This is a genomic window from Arenibacter amylolyticus (assembly GCF_002150785.1).
In the GTDB taxonomy this organism is placed as follows: domain Bacteria; phylum Bacteroidota; class Bacteroidia; order Flavobacteriales; family Flavobacteriaceae; genus Arenibacter; species Arenibacter amylolyticus.
This window is the reverse complement of sequence record NZ_MTAZ01000004.1, coordinates 153,221-176,190: the sequence shown is the minus strand read 5'-3', so window position 1 is coordinate 176,190 and position 22,970 is coordinate 153,221. Positions and strand designations below refer to the sequence as shown.

The following is a 22,970-nucleotide window of genomic DNA, read 5'->3' as shown; positions in this document are numbered from 1 at the left end:
GTCTTTTTATTTTAACACTATCCGAATTGATGCCATCCTCTATTTTTAAGCCCTACCACTCTCACAGCAAGTAGAAGTTTAATTTAATGGACAGCGCCTTCTTGTTACTTCATTAGAGGCCGAATCCATTGACTGACATCAAATTTGCAGTCTCAGAGAAGGATATTCAATGGCCCACAAAACTCCTCCCAGTCAGCAAAATTCATACGAATACAGCTTATAATTAAGCTGAGACGTCTTTGAACTCTTTTGTTATGTACCATAATACTCTTATTTTAGTTGCACCATAGCATGAGTAGATTTAAGCCTATGGTAAGATTTGGGAAGAAAAGGGTGGGGTTTCCCACCCTTTTCTATTTCAAAAAAAATCCCGTCTTAAACCTAATTAAGACGGGATTTTGATGTTATGCAAGTCGTTAACAAAAAACTATGCTAACGGGAAGCAATGGAATAAATTACTTTTTATCTGCGTAAGAAGCAGCTACTTTTTCCCAATTAACTACATTGAAAAAAGCGTTGATATAATCTGGCCTTCTGTTTTGATAGTTTAAGTAATAAGCATGCTCCCACACGTCCAATCCTAAAATTGGGAATCCTCCACAGCCAGTATCCGGCATTAGTGGGTTATCTTGGTTAGGAGTAGAACAAATTTCCAACTTACCTCCCTCATGAACACATAACCAAGCCCAACCAGAACCAAACCTAGTGGCTGCCGCCTTAGCGAAAGCATCCTTAAAAGATTCGAAAGATCCAAAGCTAGAGTTGATAGCATCAGCTAGCTCGCCCTTAGGCTCACCACCACCATTTGGTCCCATAACGTCCCAAAATAGGGAGTGGTTAAAAAAGCCACCTCCATTGTTCCTAACTGCTGCATTGGACATATCCAAATTCTTCAACAGCTCCTCAATGGACTTATTGGCCATATCGATGCCCTCAATAGCATTATTCAAATTGGTAGTATATCCATTGTGGTGCTTGGTATGGTGAATTTCCATGGTCCTAGCATCAATATGTGGTTCCAATGCGTCATACGCATAAGGTAACTTAGGTAATTCAAAAGCCATAATAATATTGTTTTTTAAAATTAATGTTGTTATCCCAAAAATAAGATATTACTTAAGATTTTCAGCTAAAAATATGTTAAGAACTATCATATATTGCTTAATTTGCGACTAAAACGACGTGCAAGAGGCCCCATACAAAATTTATAACGCATCCGCCGGTTCCGGAAAGACGTATACCCTTGCCAAAGAATACCTCAAAATAATCCTTTCCTCCGATTTAAACAAGAGTTATAGGAATATTCTCGCCATCACTTTTACCAACAAGGCGGTAAACGAAATGAAGCAGCGTATTCTGGGCAGCCTTTTCATTTTTGGAAGGGCAAGAGTGGAAACCGAGATCCCATATATGTTATTGGACATATCCAAGGAGCTAAATGTGGAGGTAGCCATTCTACAAAAAAGAGCGAAACAGGCCCTTAAGGAGATATTACACAACTATGCTTTTTTTGATGTTTCTACCATCGATAAATTTACCCATCGCCTCATTAGAACTTTTGCCAAGGACCTAAAACTACCCCAGAATTTTGAAGTGGTCTTGGACACCGATGGATTGTTGGATGAGGCCATTGCCAAATTAATAAACAAGGCAGGCAGCAATAAGGAGCTCACCAAGGTGATGATAGATTTTGCCCTGGAAAAGATAGATGAGGACAAAAGCTGGGATATAAGCTTTGATCTACATAAGGTTGGAAAATTGCTCTTTAATGAAAACCACTTGCCACACCTAAAAAAGCTAGAAGGTAAGCAGATTCACGATTTTCAGAAATTGAAAACCACCTTGTCCCAAAACACCAAGGTTTTGGAGGAGCAAATATTGAAAGATGCCCAAGACATCCTAGCCATTATTGAAAGAAACGGGCTAGAGTTCAAAAACTTTAGATCGGGCTGGTTTCCAAAATTCATTCAAAAAATAGCATCGGGCGACCTAAAGATGGATTTTAAGTCGGGCTGGAAACAAAATTTTGATTCTGAACCACTCTACACCAAGACCTGCCCAGAAGACATCAAGCTTATTTTAGACGGACTCCATTCCGAGTTCAACGAACATTTTCAACACATAAAAGAAAACCACACCGCGGTTTCCCTTATGCGGAACGCCTACAAAAACTTAGTCCCTCTAACCGTATTAAACGCTATACAACAAGAAATAAAGACTTTGGAGTTAGAGCGAGACCTACTTCCAATCTCTTCCTTCAACAGTCTTATATCCAACGAAATAAAAGATCAACCAGCACCTTTTATCTATGAAAGGATCGGGGAAAAGTACCGCCATTATTTTATAGATGAATTTCAAGACACCTCCCAAATGCAATGGAACAACCTAACTCCATTGATAGGCAATGCCTTGGAAAGCGAAGACGCACTGGGGAAAATTGGATCCCTAATGCTAGTAGGCGACGCCAAGCAGGCCATTTACCGATGGAGGGGTGGTAGGGCAGAGCAATTTCTAAACCTAATTAACCTAGACGAAAACCCATTTGTTTATCCCCCTTTAACAGCCAATCTACCCGCCAACTATAGGAGTCATGAAGAGGTCATAAAATTCAATAACGACTTCTTTACCCGTACCAGTGAATTTCTGGAAAACAGCACTTACAATAAATTATTTATAGAGGGCAACCAACAAGCGTATAACAGCAAAAAGGGTGGCATGGTACAGCTATCCTTTATAGAGAATAATGAGGAAGACCTAGACCAAAACGAATTGTATTGCCAGGCTGTATGGAACAGCTTACAACAGATTCTGGAAAAGAAGTATTCCCTAAAGGATATATGCATCCTAACGCGGAAGAAAAAAGATGGAATTGTTATCGCCGACTTCCTAATGCAGCAGAACATCCCCATTATTTCCTCCGAAACGCTATTACTAAACAGCAATCCAAAGGTTCGGTTTCTGATTAATCTTCTTCGGTACAGCCTACAACCCGATGATTTGGAAATCTCATTTGAGCTCCTCTCCTTTTTATTTGAGGATGAAAAAAACCTAAACCAGTTAATACAAACCCATCTTAAGGAGGTAGACAGTTTGTTGAAGAACCAATACGGGTTTAAGCTGGAAGAATTAAGGCAATCCTCTGTCTACGATGGCTTGGAGCAGGCCATTAAGAAGTTTGACCTAGCGGAAAGCTCGGACGCCTATATCACCTATCTCTTGGATGTGGTACAGGAGGTAGAACAAAAGGAAGGCGCCAACAGTCAAGTATTTTTGGCGCATTGGGAAAAGAAGAAGGATTCACTGAGCATTACGGCCCCAGAAAATGTAGATGCCGTGCAGATCATGACCATCCATAAATCTAAGGGATTGGAGTTCCCTATTGTGATTTTCCCCTTTGCCAACTCCAATATATACGAAGAAATAGATCCCAAATTGTGGATTCCCGTTCCCGAGCACTCCTTTAACGGTTTCCCAGAACTTCTAATCAACAAAAACAAGGATGTACTTACCTATGGCGCAATGGCCGAGGCTATTTACGAGGAAGAACAACACAAACTGGAGCTAGATGCCTTTAATCTATTGTACGTAGCACTGACTAGGGCCGAAAAAGGGCTTTACATCATTTCCAAAAAGGATCTCGACGCTAAGAATGTACATAAAACCAACTATTACTCTGGTCTATTTATCCACTACCTAAGAGAAAAAGGGCTTTGGGAGGATAACAAGCTAACATACCAGTTTGGTGAATTAGAAGCTGCTGACGGAAACGAAAATGCTACGGATTCACAAGAGAATATCCCCTATCTGTACAGCTATAAGGACCGCCCTGAATTTCGCATCTTAACAAAATCGGGAGCACTTTGGGACACCACTAGGGAAACGGCCATAAACAAAGGAAATTTAGTCCATCTAATTATGGGCCAAATAAACGGTAAGGAAGACATTGCACCTGCCGTAACGGGAGCGGTAAAAAACGGGTCGCTATCCCAAGACGATGAGCCTGAAATACTGGAAAAGGTCACCGGCATTGTGATGCATCCAAAATTATCCAGGTACTATGGCAAGGATTTGGAAATTAGAAACGAACAGGAGATCCTTACTCAGGATGGAAAAATCCTGCGACCAGACCGTATTGTTTTAAACGGAAAACAAGCCACAATCATCGATTACAAAACGGGGATGAAAAATGAAGCCTATCACCAGCAACTTCATGTGTATGCAGCAGCATTGGAAGGGATGGGCTATGAAATAGAAAACAAAATTCTAGTTTATATCAACGAAGATATTATATTCGACTTTATAATTTAATTAAAGTTATGTACGGAAACATTAAAGAACATTTACAGAACGAATTAGCCGCCATTAAAGAGGCCGGACTTTACAAAGAAGAAAGAATAATCACCACCCCACAGGGTGCGGTGATAAAAACAGATACAGGACAGGAAGTTATTAATTTTTGCTCTAACAACTACCTAGGCCTTTCTTCCCACCCAGAGGTAATACAAGCGGCAAAGGATACGTTGGACTCTCACGGATTTGGCATGTCGTCCGTACGCTTTATTTGCGGAACCCAGGACATTCACAAAAAGCTTGAGAAAAAGATCGCTGAATTCTACGGCACCGAGGATACCATATTGTACGCCGCTGCCTTTGATGCCAATGGAGGCGTTTTTGAACCTCTATTGACCGCTGCCGATGCCATAATATCCGATTCGCTGAACCACGCCTCCATTATAGACGGGGTTCGTTTGTGTAAAGCTAAGCGGTATCGCTATGCCAACAATGATATGGGCGATCTGGAAGCACAATTAAAACAGGCCAATGCAGATGACGCTAGGTTCAAGATCATTGTGACGGACGGGGTATTCTCCATGGACGGCTTGGTTGCCCCTCTGGATGAAATTTGTGATTTAGCTGAAAAATACGATGCCATGGTAATGATAGATGAGTGCCATGCTACCGGCTTTATTGGGGAGACCGGAAAGGGCACCCTAGAAGAAAAGAATGTAATGGACAGGATAGATATCATTACAGGGACCCTGGGCAAGGCCATGGGTGGCGCCATGGGTGGTTATACTACTGGAAAAAAGGAAATCATAGAAATCCTAAGACAACGTTCTAGACCCTATTTGTTCTCCAACTCCTTGGCTCCGGCTATTGTGGGGGCCTCATTAAAGGTATTCGACATCTTGGAAAAGGACCAGAGCTTAAAGAAGAAGCTGGACGAAAACACGGCCTACTTTAAGGAAGGAATCAAGAAGGCCGGCTTTGATATTATAGATGGAGACTCTGCCATTGTTCCGGTAATGCTCTACGATGCCAAGTTATCACAGAAGATGGCAGAAATGTTACTGGAAAAGGGGATATACGTGATTGGATTCTTTTATCCGGTAGTACCCCAAGACAAGGCAAGGATACGTGTTCAGCTATCGGCCGCACATGAAAAGGAACATCTAGACCATGCCATTAAAGCATTTACGGAGGTTGGGAAAAGTTTGGAAATAATTTAATTGAAGCTTTTCTCCTACGGATTGAGTTAAAAAAACCAATTAAATGATTTTGTTAATAAACTTTAACAACTTACATTTGTAATTAATAATCACTTAAACTTAAATCAATTAACATGAAACATCTTAGCAGAATACTAGTTGTTGCCCTACTCCTTGTAGGTTTTAACAACATACAAGCGCAAGACGATAATAACCCTTGGCAAATAACATTCGGTGCAAACGCAATTGACGTTTTCCCAACAGAGGATGTTAGCAGCTTTGGAAATGAGTTCTTCAATGCTACAGACCACTGGAATATGCTACCGTCTATCTCTTACGTAGGAGTATCGAAATATGTAGGTAGTGGTTTCTCCGTAGGTGCAAGAGGTTCCTTGAACCGTATCGATAAATGGGGGGATGTTAGTGTAGACGATTTATCTCACTATGCAGTAGACGGAACCATTAAGTACGCTTTTTTAAGCAACACTGTGGTTGATCCGTTCGTAGAAATCGGTGGTGGTTATACTTGGATAGACGAAATTGGCGCTGGAACCCTAAATGGTGGTGTTGGAGTTAATGTTTGGTTTACCGAAAACATTGGCCTTACCCTTCAGACTGCTTACAAGCACGTTTTTGAGGATTATGCTACCGCAAGCAGACCTGCAGCTATCACTCATTTTCAGCACATGGCAGGTATTGCCATCAAATTTGGTGGTGTAGATACGGACGGAGATGGTATCTATGACAAAGACGATGCTTGTCCTGAAATTCCAGGTTTAGCTCAGTTTAACGGATGTCCAGATTCTGACGGCGATGGTATCCCAGATAAGGATGATGAGTGTCCTAACGAAGCTGGTTCCAAAGAAATGAACGGTTGTCCTGATAGCGACGGAGACGGTATTGCCGATAAGGATGATGCTTGTCCTAACGAAGCTGGTCCTGCCGCTCTAAACGGTTGTCCTGATTCTGATGGTGACGGTGTTGCCGATAAGGATGATGAGTGTCCTAACGAGGCTGGTCCTGCTGCCAACAACGGTTGCCCATGGCCAGATACTGACGGAGACGGTGTTTTAGACAAAGACGATAAGTGTCCAGATGTTGCTGGAACCGTAGCCAACCAAGGTTGTCCTGAGGTTACTGAAGAAGTACAGAAGCAATTAAACGAGTATGCTAGAACCATCTTGTTTGATACTGGAAAATCTACTATCAAAGCTTCCTCTACATCTGTAATGGTAGATATTATTACTATCCTTAAAGAGTATCCAAATGCTAAGTTTACAGTAGAAGGACACACAGACAGTGTAGGTAGCAAGACTCTAAACCAAAGACTTTCTGAAGCTAGAGCCCTTTCTGTGAAGGAGTTCTTAGTAGACAAAGGAATTGAAGAGTTCAGATTATCTGCCATTGGATACGGTGAGGATAAGCCAATAGCTACTAATAATACTTCTAAAGGTAGAGCTCAAAACAGAAGAGTTGAAATTAACTTGGTGAAGTAATCATCAATACCAATAGATATTAAGAAAAGCTCCGCGATTGCGGAGCTTTTTTCGTTTACACCCCGGCTAAGACCTAGTCTACCACCTTGTTAATCCCTCTTCATATTTCCAAAAACATTAAGTTACCAAGTCCGCCCTTAACTACAATCTATATCCTATATTTAGGGCGTAAATCAATTGCAAAACATATCCATTTGTGAAAAGCTTTATTCAACAGATAGTAGACCACCTCCTAGATACATACCCCTCCCTAGACAACATCACCGTAGTACTTCCCAGTAAAAGAGCGGGAACCGTGCTTAAAACCGCTTTGGCGAACACGGCGAATAAAACCTGCTTTGCGCCAAAAATATATAGCATAGAGAACTTTGTAGCACACATCTCCCAATTGGAAACCGCTAGCAGTACAGAGCAACTTTTTACGCTATATGAAGCTTACCAAAACCTTGAAAAAGAAAATAGGGAACCCTTTGCCGCATTTGCAAAATGGGGGCAGATCTTACTTCAGGACTTTAATGAAATAGATCGCTACCTCATAGACGCCCAGGATATTTTCTCCTACTTAAAGGACATCCAGGAGCTAAATCATTGGTCACTACAGGCAGATCGATCCCAGATCATTACCAATTACCTTCAATTTTGGAAGCAATTACACCCCCTATATACTACCTTCAATAAATTACTTAAAGACAAACATATAGGGCATCAAGGACTTATTTACCGCACTGCCTGTGAAGAATTACCACAATACTTGGAAAACAGACCAGAAACGACCCATGTATTTGCAGGTTTTAATGCGCTGAACACGGCAGAGTCCCATATTATACAGGAGTTACTATCCAAAGGAAAAGCCGAGATACTGTGGGATATAGACCCTTATTTCTTAAATGATCCCGTGCACGATGCCGGCTACTTTATTAGACAGCATAAAAAGAACTGGCCCTGGTTACAGCACAACCCACTAAAAGGCCTCACCAATTATTACTCCCATCATAAAAACATCCATATTATAGGGGTACCAAAAAATGTTTCCCAGACCAAATACGTGGGCAACCTCCTATTACAATTAAAACAGAAAAATGCGGCCAACCTAAAGAATACCGCCATTGTCCTAGGAGATGAAAATCTCCTAAACCCGCTGCTCAACTCTATTCCACAGGAAATAGATACCGTAAACATCACCATGGGATACCCCTTAAGCAGTACACCCCTGGCTAGCATGTTCTCCCAGTACCTGGATTTACATTTAAAAAAGGATGGGGCAGGCTGGTACTTTCAGCAAGTATTGGATTTTCTTTCGCATCCTTATGTACAGCTACTCTTTACACACCATAATAAGAACCATGCCTCCCTTTTGGCAGACACGATTAAGAAGAACAACTGGGCCTTTGTAAGTCCCAAAAACCTAGTTTTGGACACCCCGGAAATTCAGCTGCTCTTAGACCTATTCTTTTTAGAGAAACAGCAAAGCGCAGCACAATTTTTAATTAACTGCCAGAAAGTAGTATTAAGTCTCAAGGAAAAATTTTTAAAGACAAAGGATAACTTAGGGCTAGAATACCTCTACAAGTTTTACTCCCTCTTTAACCAGCTTCAGGAAATGGTGGCCACCTATGCGTTTATAAACGACCTAAAATCCTTGGAAAGTCTTTATAGGGAATTGCTGAGGACCGAGACGCTAGATTTCCAGGGAGAACCATTGGAAGGCCTGCAAATAATGGGAATGTTAGAAAGTAGGGCCTTAGATTTTGAGACCGTTATCCTGACCTCAGTGAACGAGGGTATCCTTCCATCGGGAAAATCTAATAACTCCTTTATTCCTTTCGACCTAAAAAAGTATTATCAGCTCCCAACCTACAAGGAGAAAGACGCCGTATATACGTATCATTTTTATCGACTATTACAAAGAGCGAAGAATATTTACCTAGTCTACAATACCGAACCCGATGTATTGGAAGGAGGGGAAAAGAGCAGGTTACTGACCCAATTACTCACAGACGAAAATAAAATATCCCAGATAAAGGAAAGCATCGCCGCTCCAGAAATACAATCGACTCCCAAAACCCTGCAAATCGTACACAAAGATACCGGCCTTATGGAGTTGATAAAAAAACATGCGGAAAATGGCTTTTCTCCAACCTCGTTGACCAACTATGTACGGAATCCTATAGATTTTTATAAGCGAAACCTCTTAGGGATAAACGAAACTATAGAAGTGGAGGAAACCGTTGCGAGCAATACCTTTGGAACCATTGTTCATGACAGCCTAGAAGATCTCTATAAGCCCTACCTCAACCAAGTACTAACGGAAGCTATGGTCCAAGACATGCAAGGGAAGGTAAAAACCACCGTGCTATACCACTTTAACAAGAGTTTTGCTGAAGGGGATATCTCCAAGGGGATAAATCTTATTGCCTATGAGGTAGTTCTCCGATATATTTCCAATTTTTTGGCCATGGAAATAGAGGCTGTAAAAAAGCATGAAATTAGGGTTATAGGGATTGAAATAAATCTAAGGATGGAACTGGAAATACCTGGGATCGATTTTCCCATTGTTTTAAAGGGAAAATTAGATCGTATAGACGAAAAGGATGGCCAACCTAGAATAATCGATTATAAAACGGGTAAGGTTATGCAGGGAGATGTGGAGCTGATAGCATGGGACCCAATTATTGAAGATTATAAATACAGTAAGTGCTTTCAACTCCTATGCTATGCTCTAATGTATAATCATAGCACACCAACACCCTCTTTAGAGGCTGGAATTATATCCTTTAAAAACCTGAAATCGGGAGTTTTAAGCTTTGCCACCAAAGAGAAAAAGGGCAGTAGAACCAAGGATAAACAAATTACCCAAGAAACTATCGCCCTTTTTACCACTGTTTTAAATCAACTGATATCCGAAATTTGCAATCCGGATATTCCCCTGACCGAAAAAGAGGTGTAACTTACTTTTTATCTGGTCTTGTGGGTCTTACCTCAATTTTACTAGGTAAGGTTCTGGGGTTCATCCGCAGTAAATCCAATACCAGATCCCCGATATCTTCTGGTTGAATTTTCCATGCATCCTTATCAGAGGGTTCATTATTGTTAAAATGGGTAGCTACGGAACCTGGCATAATGGTAGACACCTTAATGTCGTATTCCCTTAGGTCTAACATTGCAGCTTGAGTAAAACCTACAACGCCAAATTTACTGGCGTTATAGCCAGCTCCTTGGGCAAAAAAGTTGGTCCCTGCCAAACTGGCCAGGGTGATATAGTATCCCTTACTCTTTTTTAATGCATCTACAGACGCTTTTAATGTATGGAAGGCACCCGTTAGGTTAGTGTCTATCATCTGGTGCCAATGATCGTCTGACATTTGGTCTATAGGCGCAAAATGTCCTACTCCCGCATTGGCGAGTACCACGTCTACGCCTCCCCATTTATCAACAATCTGTGCCACTGCCTTTTCCTCCTCCTTCAATTTAGTGACATCGGACGCCAAGGCAAGTACATTATCCTCTGCTCCTAAACTCTTGGCTGCTTGGGTTACCGTTTCTAAATTTCTACCACTCACGGCAACTTTCATTCCCGCTTGTAACAATTTTTGGGCCACTCCGTACCCAATACCTTTTGATCCGCCCGTTATATAGGCTATTTTACCTTTTAATTCCATTATATTTTACTTTTACCTCAAGATAAAATTATAAGTCCTGAAGTGGAAAAATAAGTAGTTATAGTTTTCTTAAAAACTAGGCGAATCCATCTCCCAACCCCCTAAAACATTAGCTATCAACCCTTCAAGAAAAACCTGGTCCTACGAAAGAATTCTATAATTACCAATAAACTACCCAATCTGGATAATCCCATAAAAATAGGGCACCTCTGTTCCCAGGAAACATTGAAAACCAGCGGCTATAAGACTACGACGCTGCTAGCCCATCTTTGGCTCATCTACCCTTAGTAAATATATGATGCTGTGTGGCTGTAAAATAATCGCGGAATACTTGATTAATGGGATGACTTTCCCTACTTGCAGCAATCCCAAGAAAGGGATAGGTTCTAAATATAGCTTTGGTAATTAGCTGTACCGACTCTACCGCTTGGGTGTGAATTTCTTGAAGGCTGGTATCTGTGCAAATTATTTGATCTACACTCGCAGTTGTTATCTCTTGGGCAGATTGGAACATTTTTTCATCGGCCTGCTCTATGGCCTCCTCTAATGCACCCCACTCTTTTTGGGGCCGTATTGCTTTGGCTTCCTCCAAAAAGTGGGCTGCCATCCCTATATAATTAGCCAAAAGTGTTAGATCGGCAAATGCGGTAAAAGGGATTTTAAATATGGGATAATCTAGCTGCACTTGATTGTACCAAAAACTATATTTTTGATCTACCAGAACCTCCTTCACTTCAAAGGAATGTGTCACCGAAGCCTTTAGTCCCATGGTATTCCAGTTTTTAATAAGTTTCACCTTATTTCTGGGAAGCAAAAAGGAACGGACCATTGGGGAGCCATCGTCATTCTGCAATTCTTTCCCATGCGCTATAATCTTGGCATTCAGGGTAAAATGGGTGAGGTAGACCGCTCCTGTAGCGTAATGCCAATTCCCCGAAATCTTATAGAAATCACCCTGCTTTTCGGCTGTTCCATACACCCCGCCACTACCTCCAAAACAAACTTGGGATGCCTGGCCGCCAAAGATTTCATTTGCCACTTTTGGCGGAAGATTTCCAATAAAAAAGTTAGCCCCACTACATAGGGTTACCGTCCACCCCAAACTGCCATCGATCTCTGCCAGCAGCCTTAATGTTTTTAATCCCTCTACCAGGGACATCTCCAGGCCACCGTACTGTTTTGGCACCCAAATATTCCATAGATTCTCTCTTTCGATAAAATCTAAGACCTCCTTTGGGAATTGATGGGCATTAAAGCACTGCTTCCTTAGCTGGGTGAAATTGATCCTTTCTCTCATTCTTTACAATTGTGCGCCATTTCAAATATCCGGAAGTACCCACCATGAATAAAAAGATGGTTAGCCCCGCATAGATATACAACCCCTTATAAAAAAGCAGGGGTATGGAGATTATATTACTAATATTAAGGTAAATCCAATTTTCGAGCTTTCTTCGTGCCATTAGCCACATCCCGGCCCAAGCGAAGGCTACCACTACAGCGTCCCAGATGGGAACATCGGAATTGGTATGGTACTTAAGCCAATAGGCCATTAGAAGAAAACAAGCTAGGACAATTCCCAGTGCCTTTAGATGTTCTTGTATGGTGGATGCCGAAATAGGAGCCGCTTCTTTCTGCTTTCCAAACTTCCAATACACCCAACCGTAGATGCTCATCACAAAATAATACATGCTCAGCAGGATATCTGCATACAATTTGGAGTGATAAAGCACGTATATCCCTAGCAAAATGGATACCATGCCAAAGAGATAGTTATTCACATTATTATTCCTGGCCAACAGCACCTGGGTAATTCCAAAGCCGGTGCCCAAGGCCTCCAATAGAGTAAGATTCATTAAAAAGTCTACGTTCATCAATCTCGTTTTAAGCAATGAAAGGGGACGATGAACCAAGAGAAGTTATGGATAAATATCCATAGGTTGAGATCCCTACGCCGGCATTATCCGGATCAGGTACAGCGCATACACGCTCTTGGGTATCATCTCAGCCTACTGTAAACAGCAAGCACCCCATTTCGGCGACAAAGTTAGGTCTAATAAGGGGATAAACTAAGAAGGAAGTAGTAATTTTTATAGTTATCTGCCCATCGCGGTCCTTGGCACTTAGAACTAGTTAATCCACTGATTGTTACCGGCCCCACAGCCAAGATACCCACCATAAGGTCTTAGACGATAGTCACCACAATGCCCATGTCTTCCAGTTTATCTACCACGTTGGTAGAAACTCCCTTGTCCGTAATTATCTGATCTATTTGATCTATATTACAAATTTTGGCAAAACTCTTCTTTCCAAATTTTGAAGAATCGGCCAAGACAATCGTCTTTTGTGCAGAAGACAACATCTTCCTGTTCAATTGGGCCTCCTCTAAATTAGTTGTGGTAAGCCCATAGTCCAAATCGATCCCATCTACTCCTAGAAAAAACTTACTACAGGATACGTTTTCCAAGATATGTAATGCGTAGCTACCCACTACCGAAGCAGAGCTATGCCTTACATAGCCTCCGAGTTGCAGCACGTCCACATCCTTAAATTTTATGAGTTCGAGCACTACATGCAAGGAAGAGGTAATAACCATTAACTTCCCAATGGGTTTACAAAACTTGGCCAATGCCTGTACGGTAGTCCCAGACCCAATTAAAATAGAATCGTTTTCCACGATAAGGGAAGCAGCGGCTTGGGCAATCCCTTTTTTTTCCTCTACCGATATTTTTTCCTTCTCGGTAACATGCCGATCATTGATATAAGGATCTTCCAAGGAGGCTCCACCATGGGTGCGGAACAATAACCCCTTTTCCTCTAGGAATTTTAAATCCTTTCTGATGGTTACGGCCGAAACACCTAGAACTTTACATAGGTCCAACACCTCTACATACTTTTCCTTTGCTAATTTCTCCAATATAATTTGGTGTCTTTTCATGACTTAAGGTTTTTCGCGGGTATTATTTTAAGCTCTCCTATTAATTGTTTCTTCCCTCTTCCATCTTTAAACGAAACCTTACGAAGATATCAAAATATAGCTAAAAATGAATTCGGACGGCAAAAATACAACAAAGCATCAGGAATATGATTCCCCCCCTAATTGGTTTATACATAAAAGGAATGAATTTCATCGAAAAAACCTTCGATATTTTTCTTTTAGCGATCAATTTGTTTTTGTTTATCGGAATTTTAATTAATATTGAAAAGTTTTGAAATATATCGAAAGTGAATTTATATAATAGAGAAGCATTATTACAGCAAATAGACAGCCCGGATAAATGGGATGTCCTCATTATCGGCGGAGGAGCCACGGGTCTTGGCGTTGCCTTGGACAGTGCCGTTCGCGGATACCGAACGCTGTTACTGGAACAGGTAGATTATGCCAAAGGAACTTCCAGTAGGAGTACCAAATTAGTGCATGGCGGGGTTCGTTATTTGGCGCAGGGCGATTTAGGCCTGGTAAAGGAAGCCTTGTACGAAAGGGGGTTGATGCTACAAAATGCCCCCCACTTGGTAAAAAACCAATCGTTTATTATTCCCAATTACAAGTGGTGGGGAGGCATCTTTTACACGCTTGGGCTAAAAGTGTACGACCTGTTGGCGGGAAGGCTCAGCTTAGGGAAATCTATCCCTATTGATAGAAAGGAGACCCTAGACCGAATAGGCACCCTTAAACCAGAAAAACTCAAAGGCGGCGTGCTCTATCACGATGGTCAATTTGACGACTCCAGACTAGCTGTAAATATTGCCCAGACCTGTATAGAAAAAGGCGCCACGCTTTTAAACCATTTTCAGGTCACACAACTCACAAAAGATGGGGAAGGTATTGTAAACGGAGTAGTTGCCATGGACAAGGAAACCAACAAAGAGTACGTTCTCCCTGCCAAAGTGGTCATCAACGCCACAGGTGTATTTACGGACCAAATTTTAAAAATGGACAATAAAGATGCGAAAAACATGGTCCGCCCAAGTCAAGGAATCCACCTAGTATTAGACAAATCGTTCTTACCAGGGGAAGATGCCATTATGATCCCGAAGACCAATGATGGGCGTGTGTTGTTTTTGGTCCCTTGGCACAATAGGGTCTTAGTGGGAACCACGGACACGGTTTTGGATGATCATAGCTTGGAGCCCATTGCCTTAGATAAGGAAATTGACTTTATTATTGAAACTGCGAACAGTTACCTTTCCAAAAGAGTGGGCAGGGAAGACGTCCTCAGCATTTTTGCCGGCTTAAGGCCTTTGGCCGCCCCACAGGACGGCTCGGAAAAAACCAAGGAAATATCTAGAAGCCATAAGATTTTGATTTCAAACTCGCACCTCCTCACCATCACCGGAGGAAAATGGACCACCTACCGGAAGATGGCAGAAGACACTATGGAGAAGGCTATAAAATTAGGGAAGCTGCCCAAAAAAGAATGTGCCACCACCCACCTTCCCATTCACGGCGCTACCCAGGAGTTAGACCCTACGGATCATCTCTCTGTGTACGGATCGGACCGGAAGGCCATTTTAGAGCTCATTGAGAAATCGCCCAAACTGGGAGAAAAACTACACCCCAAAATGGAATTCCTTTGCGCAGAAGTGGTATGGGCCGTCCGCAATGAAATGGCAAGAACGGTAGAAGATGTACTTGCACGCAGGGTTAGAGCCTTGTTTTTAGACGCACAGGCCTCCATTGACATGGCTCCAAAAGTAGCGGAAATCATGGCGCTGGAACTGAATAGAGATCAAGCTTGGCAACAAAAACAACTGGCCGACTACAACGCAATCGCCATTCACTATGTTTTACAGGAAAGCGTAGCGAGTGACAAACAACAGAAAATCAACTTAAAAACCAAGATTTCCAACTGATATGGAGAAATTTATTCTTGCTCTTGACCAGGGCACAACCAGCTCTCGGGCTATTATTTTTGACAAGAAGGGCAACATAGTTTCCACCGCCCAAAAAGAATTTACCCAGTACTTTCCCAAACCGGGATGGGTAGAGCACGACCCCATTGAAATTTGGTCTGCCCAAGCTGGCATGGCCGCAGAGGTAGTTACCAAAAAAGGACTCAGCGGCGCCAATATAGCAGCCATTGGGATCACCAATCAGCGGGAAACCACTGTGGTCTGGGACAAAAATACCGGGGAACCCGTGTACAACGCCATTGTATGGCAGGATAAACGAACGGCCGACTACTGTGACGAACTTAAGGAGAAGGGAAAATCGGACTTAATTAGGGAAAAAACGGGATTGGTCATAGACTCCTACTTCTCGGCCACCAAGGTGAAGTGGATCTTAGATAATGTGGCCGGGGCAAGAGAACGCGCCAATGCCGGGGAGTTGTTATTTGGCACCATAGACTCCTGGTTGATCTGGAAAATGACGCAAGGAAATCTCCACATTACCGATGTAACCAATGCCAGCAGGACCCTACTATTCAATATCAACACCCTGGAATGGGACAAAGAACTTTTGGAGCTGTTCAACATCCCTGAAAGCATGTTGCCCCAAGTGAAGCAATCCAGTGAGGTTTACGGCTATACACACCCCAATTTCTTTGCACAAAAAATTCCTATCGCCGGTATAGCGGGAGATCAACAAGCTGCCCTATTTGGACAGATGTGCACCAAACCTGGCATGGTGAAAAACACCTATGGCACTGGATGCTTTATGCTCATGAACATCGGGGACAAACCCATTATTTCTACTAATAATCTACTTACCACAGTAGCATGGAAGATCAACGGAAAAACTCAGTATGCCTTAGAGGGAAGTATTTTTATTGCAGGGGCAGTGGTGCAATGGCTAAGGGACGGCCTCAATATAATCAATCAGTCGTCGGACGTGGAAAAATTAGCCAATATGGCACTGAATTCGGACGGGGTTTACTTTGTCCCTGCATTTGCAGGTTTAGGGGCACCCTATTGGAACCAGCGGGCTCAGGGCACCCTCTTTGGGCTCACTCGTGGCACCACCGACGCCCATATTGCTAGGGCTTCCCTAGAGTCCATAGCCTACCAGACCATGGATGTTTTAAAGGCCATGGAGGCCGATTCTGGAGTGAGCATAAAAGAGCTACGAGTGGATGGAGGCGCTACGGTAAACAAACTGATGATGCAGTTCCAATCTGATGTACTCAATACCAACACAGTGCGCCCCAAAGTGATAGAAACCACGGTAATGGGAGCCGCATACCTAGCCGGATTGGCGGTAGGTTACTGGAAAGACTTGGAAGAAATTCAAAAAATATGGCAAACCGATGTGAATTTTACCCCAACCGAAAATCGGGCCACAATTGAAGAAGGGATCAAAGGTTGGCACCGGGCCATTGACGCGCTACAACATTGGGCCAAACAAAACTAATAACCACTAAACCAATTAATTATGACGCCATTTATTGCAGAAATTATCGGCACCATGCTATTAATCCTCCTAGGAGGCGGCGTGGTGGCCAATGTAGTCTTAAACCTAACCAAAGGCCAAAACAGCGGATGGATTGTAATCACCACCGGCTGGGCATTGGCCGTCTATGTAGGTGTTGTGGTAGCGGCCCCTTATAGTGGCGCCCACCTCAATCCGGCAGTAAGCATAAGCCTAGCTGTAGCAGGCCTCTTCCCTTGGATGGAGGTCCCTTCCTATGTCTTGGCGCAATTTATTGGCGCCATGATGGGAGCCTTTCTAGTTTGGGCTATGTACAAGAAACACTTTGATGCCACCATGGATAACGGCTTAAAAAAAGCGGTGTTCTGTACAGATCCCGCCATCCGGAATACCGGAGCCAATTTTATAAGTGAGCTCATAGGCACCTTTGTTTTGATATTTGCAGTGCTGTATTTTACGGATGCCACCATCGTAGACCAAGAAACAGTGATTGGACTTGGATCCTTGGGAGCCCTACCAGTTGCCTTTGTTGTCTGGGCCATTGGCTTGTCTTTGGGCGGAACCACTGGATATGCCATCAATCCAGCCAGAGACCTAGGACCACGGATTATCCATGCCATCTTGCCCATACGGGGAAAGGGAAACAGCGACTGGAGCTATGCATGGATACCCGTAGTAGGACCCATAATGGGAGGAACCCTAGCCGCCCTACTTATGTTGGCACTCTCACATCCCTAAACTAAGGACACTAGAAAACAATCGAAACTAAAAACTGGTACAAGCACCCCCTTATTCAATCGTAACAAGGACCATTTTGTTTCATTAATCTTTCAATAATTTCACTTTGTTTTTAAATACAGATTAATTATGTATTATTGAGTAATGTAAATAACAATTCGAAACCATACTTCTATGCAACATCTCCATTTTAATTCCCAAAGTGTTATTGATCAACCTTTTAAAATAAACCAAAATTGACGAATCAGGAACTTAATATTCCCTTAATACCAAGCATTAACCAAGCATCTATATTTGACCAAGAATTATTAAATAATTAAATTCTCATGAGAAAAATTGACCAACTTTTTACGCTACTGATGTTATTTGCGATAACGTCGTTTTCGTACGGACAAACAGTAACGGGTACTGTTTATGCCGATGGAACTCCCTTGCCGGGTGCTACAGTTCTAGAAAAAGGCACCAACAATGGGGTAGTTACCGATTTTGACGGGGTCTTTAGCCTACAAGCTAGCAAGAAGGAAATAACTTTGGCTGTTTCTTTTATAGGATACGTTACCCAAGAACTAACAGCACGTGCTGGCGACCACTTGGAAATTGCAATGCAAGAGGATGCAGCTGCCCTAGACGAGGTTGTGGTTACCGCCCTTAATATTACCAGGGAAGAAAAGTCCCTAGGGTATTCCATTGCCAAAGTAGACGGTGAAGAAATAAACAAAACAGTTACCGGCAACTGGTTAAACGGCATGTCTGGAAAGGTAGCCGGATTAACCTTTGATCAGGCAGGGACTGGACCAAGTGGATCTATGAGGGTTACCTTAAGGGGAGACCAATCTTTAAACTACGGGAGCAACGAGGCGCTTTTTGTAATAGACGGGGTCCCTGTAACTTCTGGAGCTACTGCCACCAAAAGTGTAAGTAACTATGCACAAGGGGATGCCCCGATAGATTATGGAAATGGTATGAGTGACATCAACCCCGATGATATTGCTTCGGTTTCGGTCCTAAAAGGTCCGGCAGCAGCTGCACTCTACGGATCACGTGCCGCAAACGGTGCCATTGTAATCACCACTAAATCTGGAAGAAAAAGCAAAGGCCTTGGGGTAAGTGTTAGTTCTTCCGTGACCTTTGAACAAGCGGGATACTTTCCTGATTTTCAAACAGAATATGGAAATGGCTCTGATATGGGAGCAGGTGAATATTCCCTTTGGGAATTGAGCGAAGATATGGCCCCGGATGGGGTAGCCGTCCCAAGACGTTACTCCAGATATACTTTTGGAGAAAAGTTTGACCCAGGAAAATTGCGCTATCTATACGCCTCCAAAAACTGGGATACGGGCGAGTTCACAAAATTACCTTGGCAGTACCAGGACGATTGGTATACGGGCCTATTCCGAACTGGCTTAACCACCAGCAATACCGTTAGTCTAAGCGGAAGCAATGGTAAAGGAACGTCTACCCGTTTTTCGGTGACCGACTATAAGAACGATTGGATCTTACCCAATACGGGCTTTGATAAAAAGACCGTTTCCTTAGCCTTTAATACGCCCATCAGCGATAAAATAAAATTCAATACCAAGATCAACTATTACCTTAAAAATAGTGACAACATGCCCGGCGGTGGGTATAGCGCCAGCAACCCCATGTACGCATTGGTCTGGGGATTTAACGTGAATAGTATTGATGCTTGGAAGGAAGAGTATTTTGAAGGACGGTACAATTATGCCAATTGGTTTGCTGGTGGCGAAAACGGCCAAGGATTAGTGTATCCTTCCACCAATGGCTTTAACCCATACAGAACCTTATACGAGGCAACCAATGCTTACGATAAAAACAGAGTTTTCGGAAATGTTGGACTCACCTTTGATCTAATGGAAGGATTAACGCTAGACGTTGGTTCTGGACTGGACTGGTCCGATGAGTTCCGTACCCAGAGAAGACCCTTTTACACCACTGGCTATCATGACGGATTTTACCGTGAACAAACCGTACGTGTTATAGAAAACAATAATGATTTTATGTTGCGCTATACCAACGATGACCTAGCAGATGGCCGTTTTGGTCTTTCTACTTTCGTAGGGGGCAACAATAGAATCAACGAATACTACAACAACAGACTTACCTTGGACAAACTTGGTGAAGAGGGTATTTATCATACCAACAACCTACCTACTGGGGTAATTCCAGAGCCCTATAATTATCGCAGTAGAAAGGTAGTAAATAGTTTATTTGGAATGGCTTCCTTTAGCTGGGACGGAACCTATTTTGTGGATGTCACTGGACGTAACGACTGGTCTAGTACCCTTTCTAGAGGCAACTGGTCCTTCTTTTACCCCTCGGTGGCCACTAGTATCTTGATGGATAGAGTCCTAGATTTTAAGCAGAACGCACCCTGGGTAGATTTTGCCAAATTACGGTTTTCATGGGCAAACGTAGGAAACGATACCTCACCCTATTCCCTGGACCAATACTACGGAAACTCCTCCTACCCCGGTGGTTATACCTTACCAGGCACCATCCCAGATCCGTTAATTAAACCGGAGAATGTGGAAAGCTGGGAAGCAGGACTAGAAGCGAAACTCTTTAAAAATAGGGTCTCTTTTGATGTAACCTGGTACCACTCCTCTACCACCAACCAAATTGTGTCCGTAGATGTAGATCAAATTACAGGAGCAACCGGCATGAAAATTAATGCAGGGGAAATTACGAATCAGGGACTGGAAGTGTCAGCAAATTTTGCACCAGTGAGAACCCAAGATTTCGATTGGTCCTTTGACCTTACTTGGTCTAAGAACAATAATAAATTAGTGAGCCTACAAGACGGATGGGATCCCAATGAACCATTACAAACCAATATGGGAACCACTATTGGAGGCCGTACCTACATCTATTCCTATGTAGGCGAAGAAATGCACGTTATCTACGGAAGAGGTTTTCAGCGCGCACCGGAAGGATCCTTTTATACGGATGAGAATGGAGAGCAGGTAGATGCTTCGGGAATGCATATTGTAAATGCCGACGGATATCCCATACTGGATGAATCTCCTGATCGTAGAATTGGAAAAGTAAACCCCGATTGGAGGGGAGGTATGGTACAGCGATTTAGGTATAAAAACCTATCTCTATCGGCCGCCTTTACCGGACAAATGGGTGGAAATACCTTTTCCGTGACCAACTTTGCACTTTCATATCAAGGAAAGTTGAAAAATTCCTTGGAAGGAAGGTATGATGGATTGGTTCACCCTGGAGTAAATGTGGTAACCAATACCGATGGATCCGTGAGTTACACCAAAAACAATACGGTTACCAAAAGCATTCAGAGTTATTACAACTCCTATATCTGGAACCGAAATAATACGGAGATGAATACTTTTGACACCTCCTTTTTAAAGTTGAAGGAAGTGCGATTGGATTACCAATTACCACAGCGTTTCTTGGATAGGACAGATGTATTTCAGCAGATAAGCCTAGGGGTTTACGCCACTAACCTGTTTACCATCACAGATTTCCCCCAATACGATCCGGAAACAGGAATGGTCAATGGATCCCAAATCCATAAAGGGATAGAATCCATGTCTTTCCCCATGACAAGATCTTATGGTTTTAACGTAAAATTCTCATTCTAAATAATCAGGATATGAACAATTTGAAAAAAATAATGTTAATTGGATTTATAACGGGAATTACCTTTTCCTGTACCTCTGATTTTGAAGAGATAAATACCAACCCTAATAGGACCACTGTTGGGGAAATACAAGCAAGCGGTATGTTTGAGCCCTTGCTCTATAATGGTGCCAATGCCTGGATGTACTACTCCTGGTATTGGAACAATGAGCTTATACAGTTTACCGCCTTTACCGGTGGTACTACCAGACAAGAGCACCGTTACTTTATTAGTGACGGGAACTGGCAAAGTGTGTGGAATCTATATACCCGTTACGCCAACAACGCACTGCACATGTACGATTTGAGTCAAGAGCAGAACCAAGCTTCCTTGGAAGCTATTGCCCTTACCTTAAAAGTATTGTATATGAGTAACCTAACAGACATGTTTGGGGATGTTCCCTACTCCGAAGCTTTTTCGGCAAGAAAACCAAATGGAACCACCAAGCCCAAGTTCGACTCCCAAAAGGAAGTATACGAGCAGATGTTCAATGATTTATTAACCGCCAATGCTATTTATGCTACCAAACCCGTATTTGCCAAACCTTCCCTAGATGGTATGTACAATGGGAATATGGAGCAGTGGCAAAAATTCAACAACTCCCTATACCTAAGATTACTCAATAGGGTGAGCGGAAGAAGTGAAATGAAGACCGGTGCAAAAATGAATGAAATTCTTAACAATCCGGACAAATTCCCCATTTTCACCTCCAATGCAGATAATGCAACGGTAATCTTCTCTGGAAATGATCCCTATAGAAGTCAGTTTGCCAATAGCAACGAAGGGGACTTTACCAGTTCGGGTAGAAAACTAACCGAGCAACTAATAAAGATGACCGTAGTAACCGATGGAAACGGCAATCAAACCTACGAAGATCCACGTCTTCCCATTTATGGAAAGAAGAATCCCAACGTAAACGTTAATCCAGACAATATCTGGAAGGGTACCATAGCTGGGGTATCGGAACAGGATCAGAGCACTGCAGACCGCGGTTCGTCTTGGCTCAATGCAGCCGTATTTGTAAGACCCGATGCTCCCGGAACCTATATGGACTATGCCGAGGTGCAGTTTATATTGGCAGAAGCAGCCTTAAAGGGAAGAATTCCTGGAGGGGAAGCCGCAGCCAAGACCTATTACGAAAGCGCCGTTACGGCTTCCGTGGAAAGATGGGCCGAAATGGGCGCATACAGCGAGGTGCCAGTTACCGTTACCACTGAGGATATTACCAAGCTCCTTTCTTCCGAACTCGCTTCTTGGGATGCAGCTACCAATAAGGAAGAACTGATTGGGAACCAGAAATACTTGGCTTTATTCTTTGTTGGAATGGAAGCCTATCATGAATACCGACGTACCGGATATCCCAATTTAACCATCGGGAACGGAGCGGTGTTTAATGATTATATTCTTCCAACCCGTTTTGCTTATCCTACCACTACCATGGCTACGAACAATGAAAATGCACAGCAAGCCCTACAGCGAATGGGAGGGGATAATAATATGAAAACACCGGTATGGTGGAGTAAACAAGCCATTGAGGAAGGAAAATAACAACCGTAA

General features: G+C 42.7%; 14 protein-coding genes. 9 read left to right on the top strand and 5 right to left on the bottom strand.

What is annotated here, in order from left to right; genetic code table 11:
• Positions 1 to 455: 455 nt before the first annotated feature.
• On the bottom strand, positions 456 to 1,064 hold the full coding sequence (locus tag BV214_RS01490) for a superoxide dismutase (protein ID WP_086475698.1): 609 nt from the start codon (positions 1,062 to 1,064) through the stop codon (positions 456 to 458).
• 118 nt (positions 1,065 to 1,182) lie between these two features.
• Between BV214_RS01490 and BV214_RS01485 the strand changes: the two genes are divergently transcribed.
• The 4 genes from BV214_RS01485 (at position 1,183) to BV214_RS01470 (ending at position 9,932) form a co-directional block, all read left to right on the top strand.
• Entirely contained in the window at positions 1,183 to 4,308 is a 3,126-nt protein-coding gene (locus BV214_RS01485) for a UvrD-helicase domain-containing protein (RefSeq protein ID WP_086475697.1), read from the top strand.
• Between the two features lie 8 nt (positions 4,309 to 4,316).
• Positions 4,317 to 5,510 (top strand): glycine C-acetyltransferase, encoded by a 1,194-nt coding sequence (gene kbl / locus BV214_RS01480; protein ID WP_086475696.1) that lies wholly within the window; start codon positions 4,317 to 4,319, stop codon positions 5,508 to 5,510.
• Positions 5,511 to 5,623: 113 nt separating this feature from the next.
• Positions 5,624 to 6,985, top strand: coding sequence for an OmpA family protein (locus BV214_RS01475; RefSeq protein WP_086475695.1), 1,362 nt, complete (start codon positions 5,624 to 5,626; stop codon positions 6,983 to 6,985).
• A gap of 196 nt (positions 6,986 to 7,181) precedes the next feature.
• Positions 7,182 to 9,932, top strand: a complete 2,751-nt coding sequence (locus tag BV214_RS01470) for a PD-(D/E)XK nuclease family protein (RefSeq protein ID WP_086475694.1) — start codon at positions 7,182 to 7,184, stop codon at positions 9,930 to 9,932.
• A gap of 1 nt (position 9,933) precedes the next feature.
• Here the strand turns inward: BV214_RS01470 and BV214_RS01465 are convergent, their stop codons facing one another.
• The 4 genes from BV214_RS01465 to BV214_RS01450 form a co-directional block, all read right to left on the bottom strand.
• Positions 9,934 to 10,644 carry an SDR family oxidoreductase gene (locus tag BV214_RS01465; protein ID WP_176328434.1) on the bottom strand — a complete coding sequence of 237 codons (711 nt, stop codon included), beginning with the start codon at positions 10,642 to 10,644 and terminating at the stop codon, positions 9,934 to 9,936.
• 274 nt (positions 10,645 to 10,918) lie between these two features.
• Positions 10,919 to 11,941, bottom strand: coding sequence for an acyl-CoA dehydrogenase family protein (locus tag BV214_RS01460; protein WP_086475692.1), 1,023 nt, complete (start codon positions 11,939 to 11,941; stop codon positions 10,919 to 10,921).
• On the bottom strand, positions 11,895 to 12,515 hold the full coding sequence (gene pnuC / locus BV214_RS01455) for a nicotinamide riboside transporter PnuC (RefSeq protein ID WP_086475691.1): 621 nt from the start codon (positions 12,513 to 12,515) through the stop codon (positions 11,895 to 11,897). Before pnuC ends, BV214_RS01460 begins: the two co-directional genes overlap by 47 nt.
• 311 nt (positions 12,516 to 12,826) lie before the next feature.
• Entirely contained in the window at positions 12,827 to 13,579 is a 753-nt protein-coding gene (locus BV214_RS01450; RefSeq protein ID WP_086475690.1) for a DeoR/GlpR family DNA-binding transcription regulator, read from the bottom strand.
• Positions 13,580 to 13,857: 278 nt separating this feature from the next.
• Here BV214_RS01450 and BV214_RS01445 point away from each other — a divergent pair, with 278 nt between their 5' ends.
• The 5 genes from BV214_RS01445 to BV214_RS01425 all read left to right on the top strand — a co-directional run bounded on the left by BV214_RS01445 (position 13,858) and on the right by BV214_RS01425 (position 22,961).
• Entirely contained in the window at positions 13,858 to 15,495 is a 1,638-nt protein-coding gene (locus BV214_RS01445; RefSeq protein ID WP_086475689.1) for a glycerol-3-phosphate dehydrogenase/oxidase, read from the top strand.
• A 1-nt stretch (position 15,496) separates the two neighbouring features.
• On the top strand, positions 15,497 to 16,993 hold the full coding sequence (glpK, locus tag BV214_RS01440) for a glycerol kinase GlpK (protein WP_086475688.1): 1,497 nt from the start codon (positions 15,497 to 15,499) through the stop codon (positions 16,991 to 16,993).
• A gap of 21 nt (positions 16,994 to 17,014) precedes the next feature.
• On the top strand, positions 17,015 to 17,749 hold the full coding sequence (locus BV214_RS01435) for an MIP/aquaporin family protein (protein WP_086475687.1): 735 nt from the start codon (positions 17,015 to 17,017) through the stop codon (positions 17,747 to 17,749).
• A gap of 326 nt (positions 17,750 to 18,075) precedes the next feature.
• Positions 18,076 to 21,375, top strand: coding sequence for a SusC/RagA family TonB-linked outer membrane protein (locus BV214_RS01430; RefSeq protein WP_086475686.1), 3,300 nt, complete (start codon positions 18,076 to 18,078; stop codon positions 21,373 to 21,375).
• An 11-nt stretch (positions 21,376 to 21,386) separates the two neighbouring features.
• Positions 21,387 to 22,961 (top strand): SusD/RagB family nutrient-binding outer membrane lipoprotein, encoded by a 1,575-nt coding sequence (locus tag BV214_RS01425; RefSeq protein WP_086475685.1) that lies wholly within the window; start codon positions 21,387 to 21,389, stop codon positions 22,959 to 22,961.
• The last annotated feature ends 9 nt before the right edge of the window (positions 22,962 to 22,970 follow it).

Coding starts and splice junctions, on each gene's coding strand:
- BV214_RS01490 (WP_086475698.1), bottom strand. CDS start 1,064: ATGGCTTTTGAATTACCTAAGTTACCTTATGCGTATGACGCATTGGAA.
- kbl (WP_086475696.1), top strand. CDS start 4,317: ATGTACGGAAACATTAAAGAACATTTACAGAACGAATTAGCCGCCATT.
- BV214_RS01475 (WP_086475695.1), top strand. CDS start 5,624: ATGAAACATCTTAGCAGAATACTAGTTGTTGCCCTACTCCTTGTAGGT.
- BV214_RS01465 (WP_176328434.1), bottom strand. CDS start 10,644: ATGGAATTAAAAGGTAAAATAGCCTATATAACGGGCGGATCAAAAGGT.
- BV214_RS01460 (WP_086475692.1), bottom strand. CDS start 11,941: ATGAGAGAAAGGATCAATTTCACCCAGCTAAGGAAGCAGTGCTTTAAT.
- pnuC (WP_086475691.1), bottom strand. CDS start 12,515: ATGAACGTAGACTTTTTAATGAATCTTACTCTATTGGAGGCCTTGGGC.
- BV214_RS01450 (WP_086475690.1), bottom strand. CDS start 13,579: ATGAAAAGACACCAAATTATATTGGAGAAATTAGCAAAGGAAAAGTAT.
- glpK (WP_086475688.1), top strand. CDS start 15,497: ATGGAGAAATTTATTCTTGCTCTTGACCAGGGCACAACCAGCTCTCGG.
- BV214_RS01435 (WP_086475687.1), top strand. CDS start 17,015: ATGACGCCATTTATTGCAGAAATTATCGGCACCATGCTATTAATCCTC.
- BV214_RS01430 (WP_086475686.1), top strand. CDS start 18,076: ATGAGAAAAATTGACCAACTTTTTACGCTACTGATGTTATTTGCGATA.
- BV214_RS01425 (WP_086475685.1), top strand. CDS start 21,387: ATGAACAATTTGAAAAAAATAATGTTAATTGGATTTATAACGGGAATT.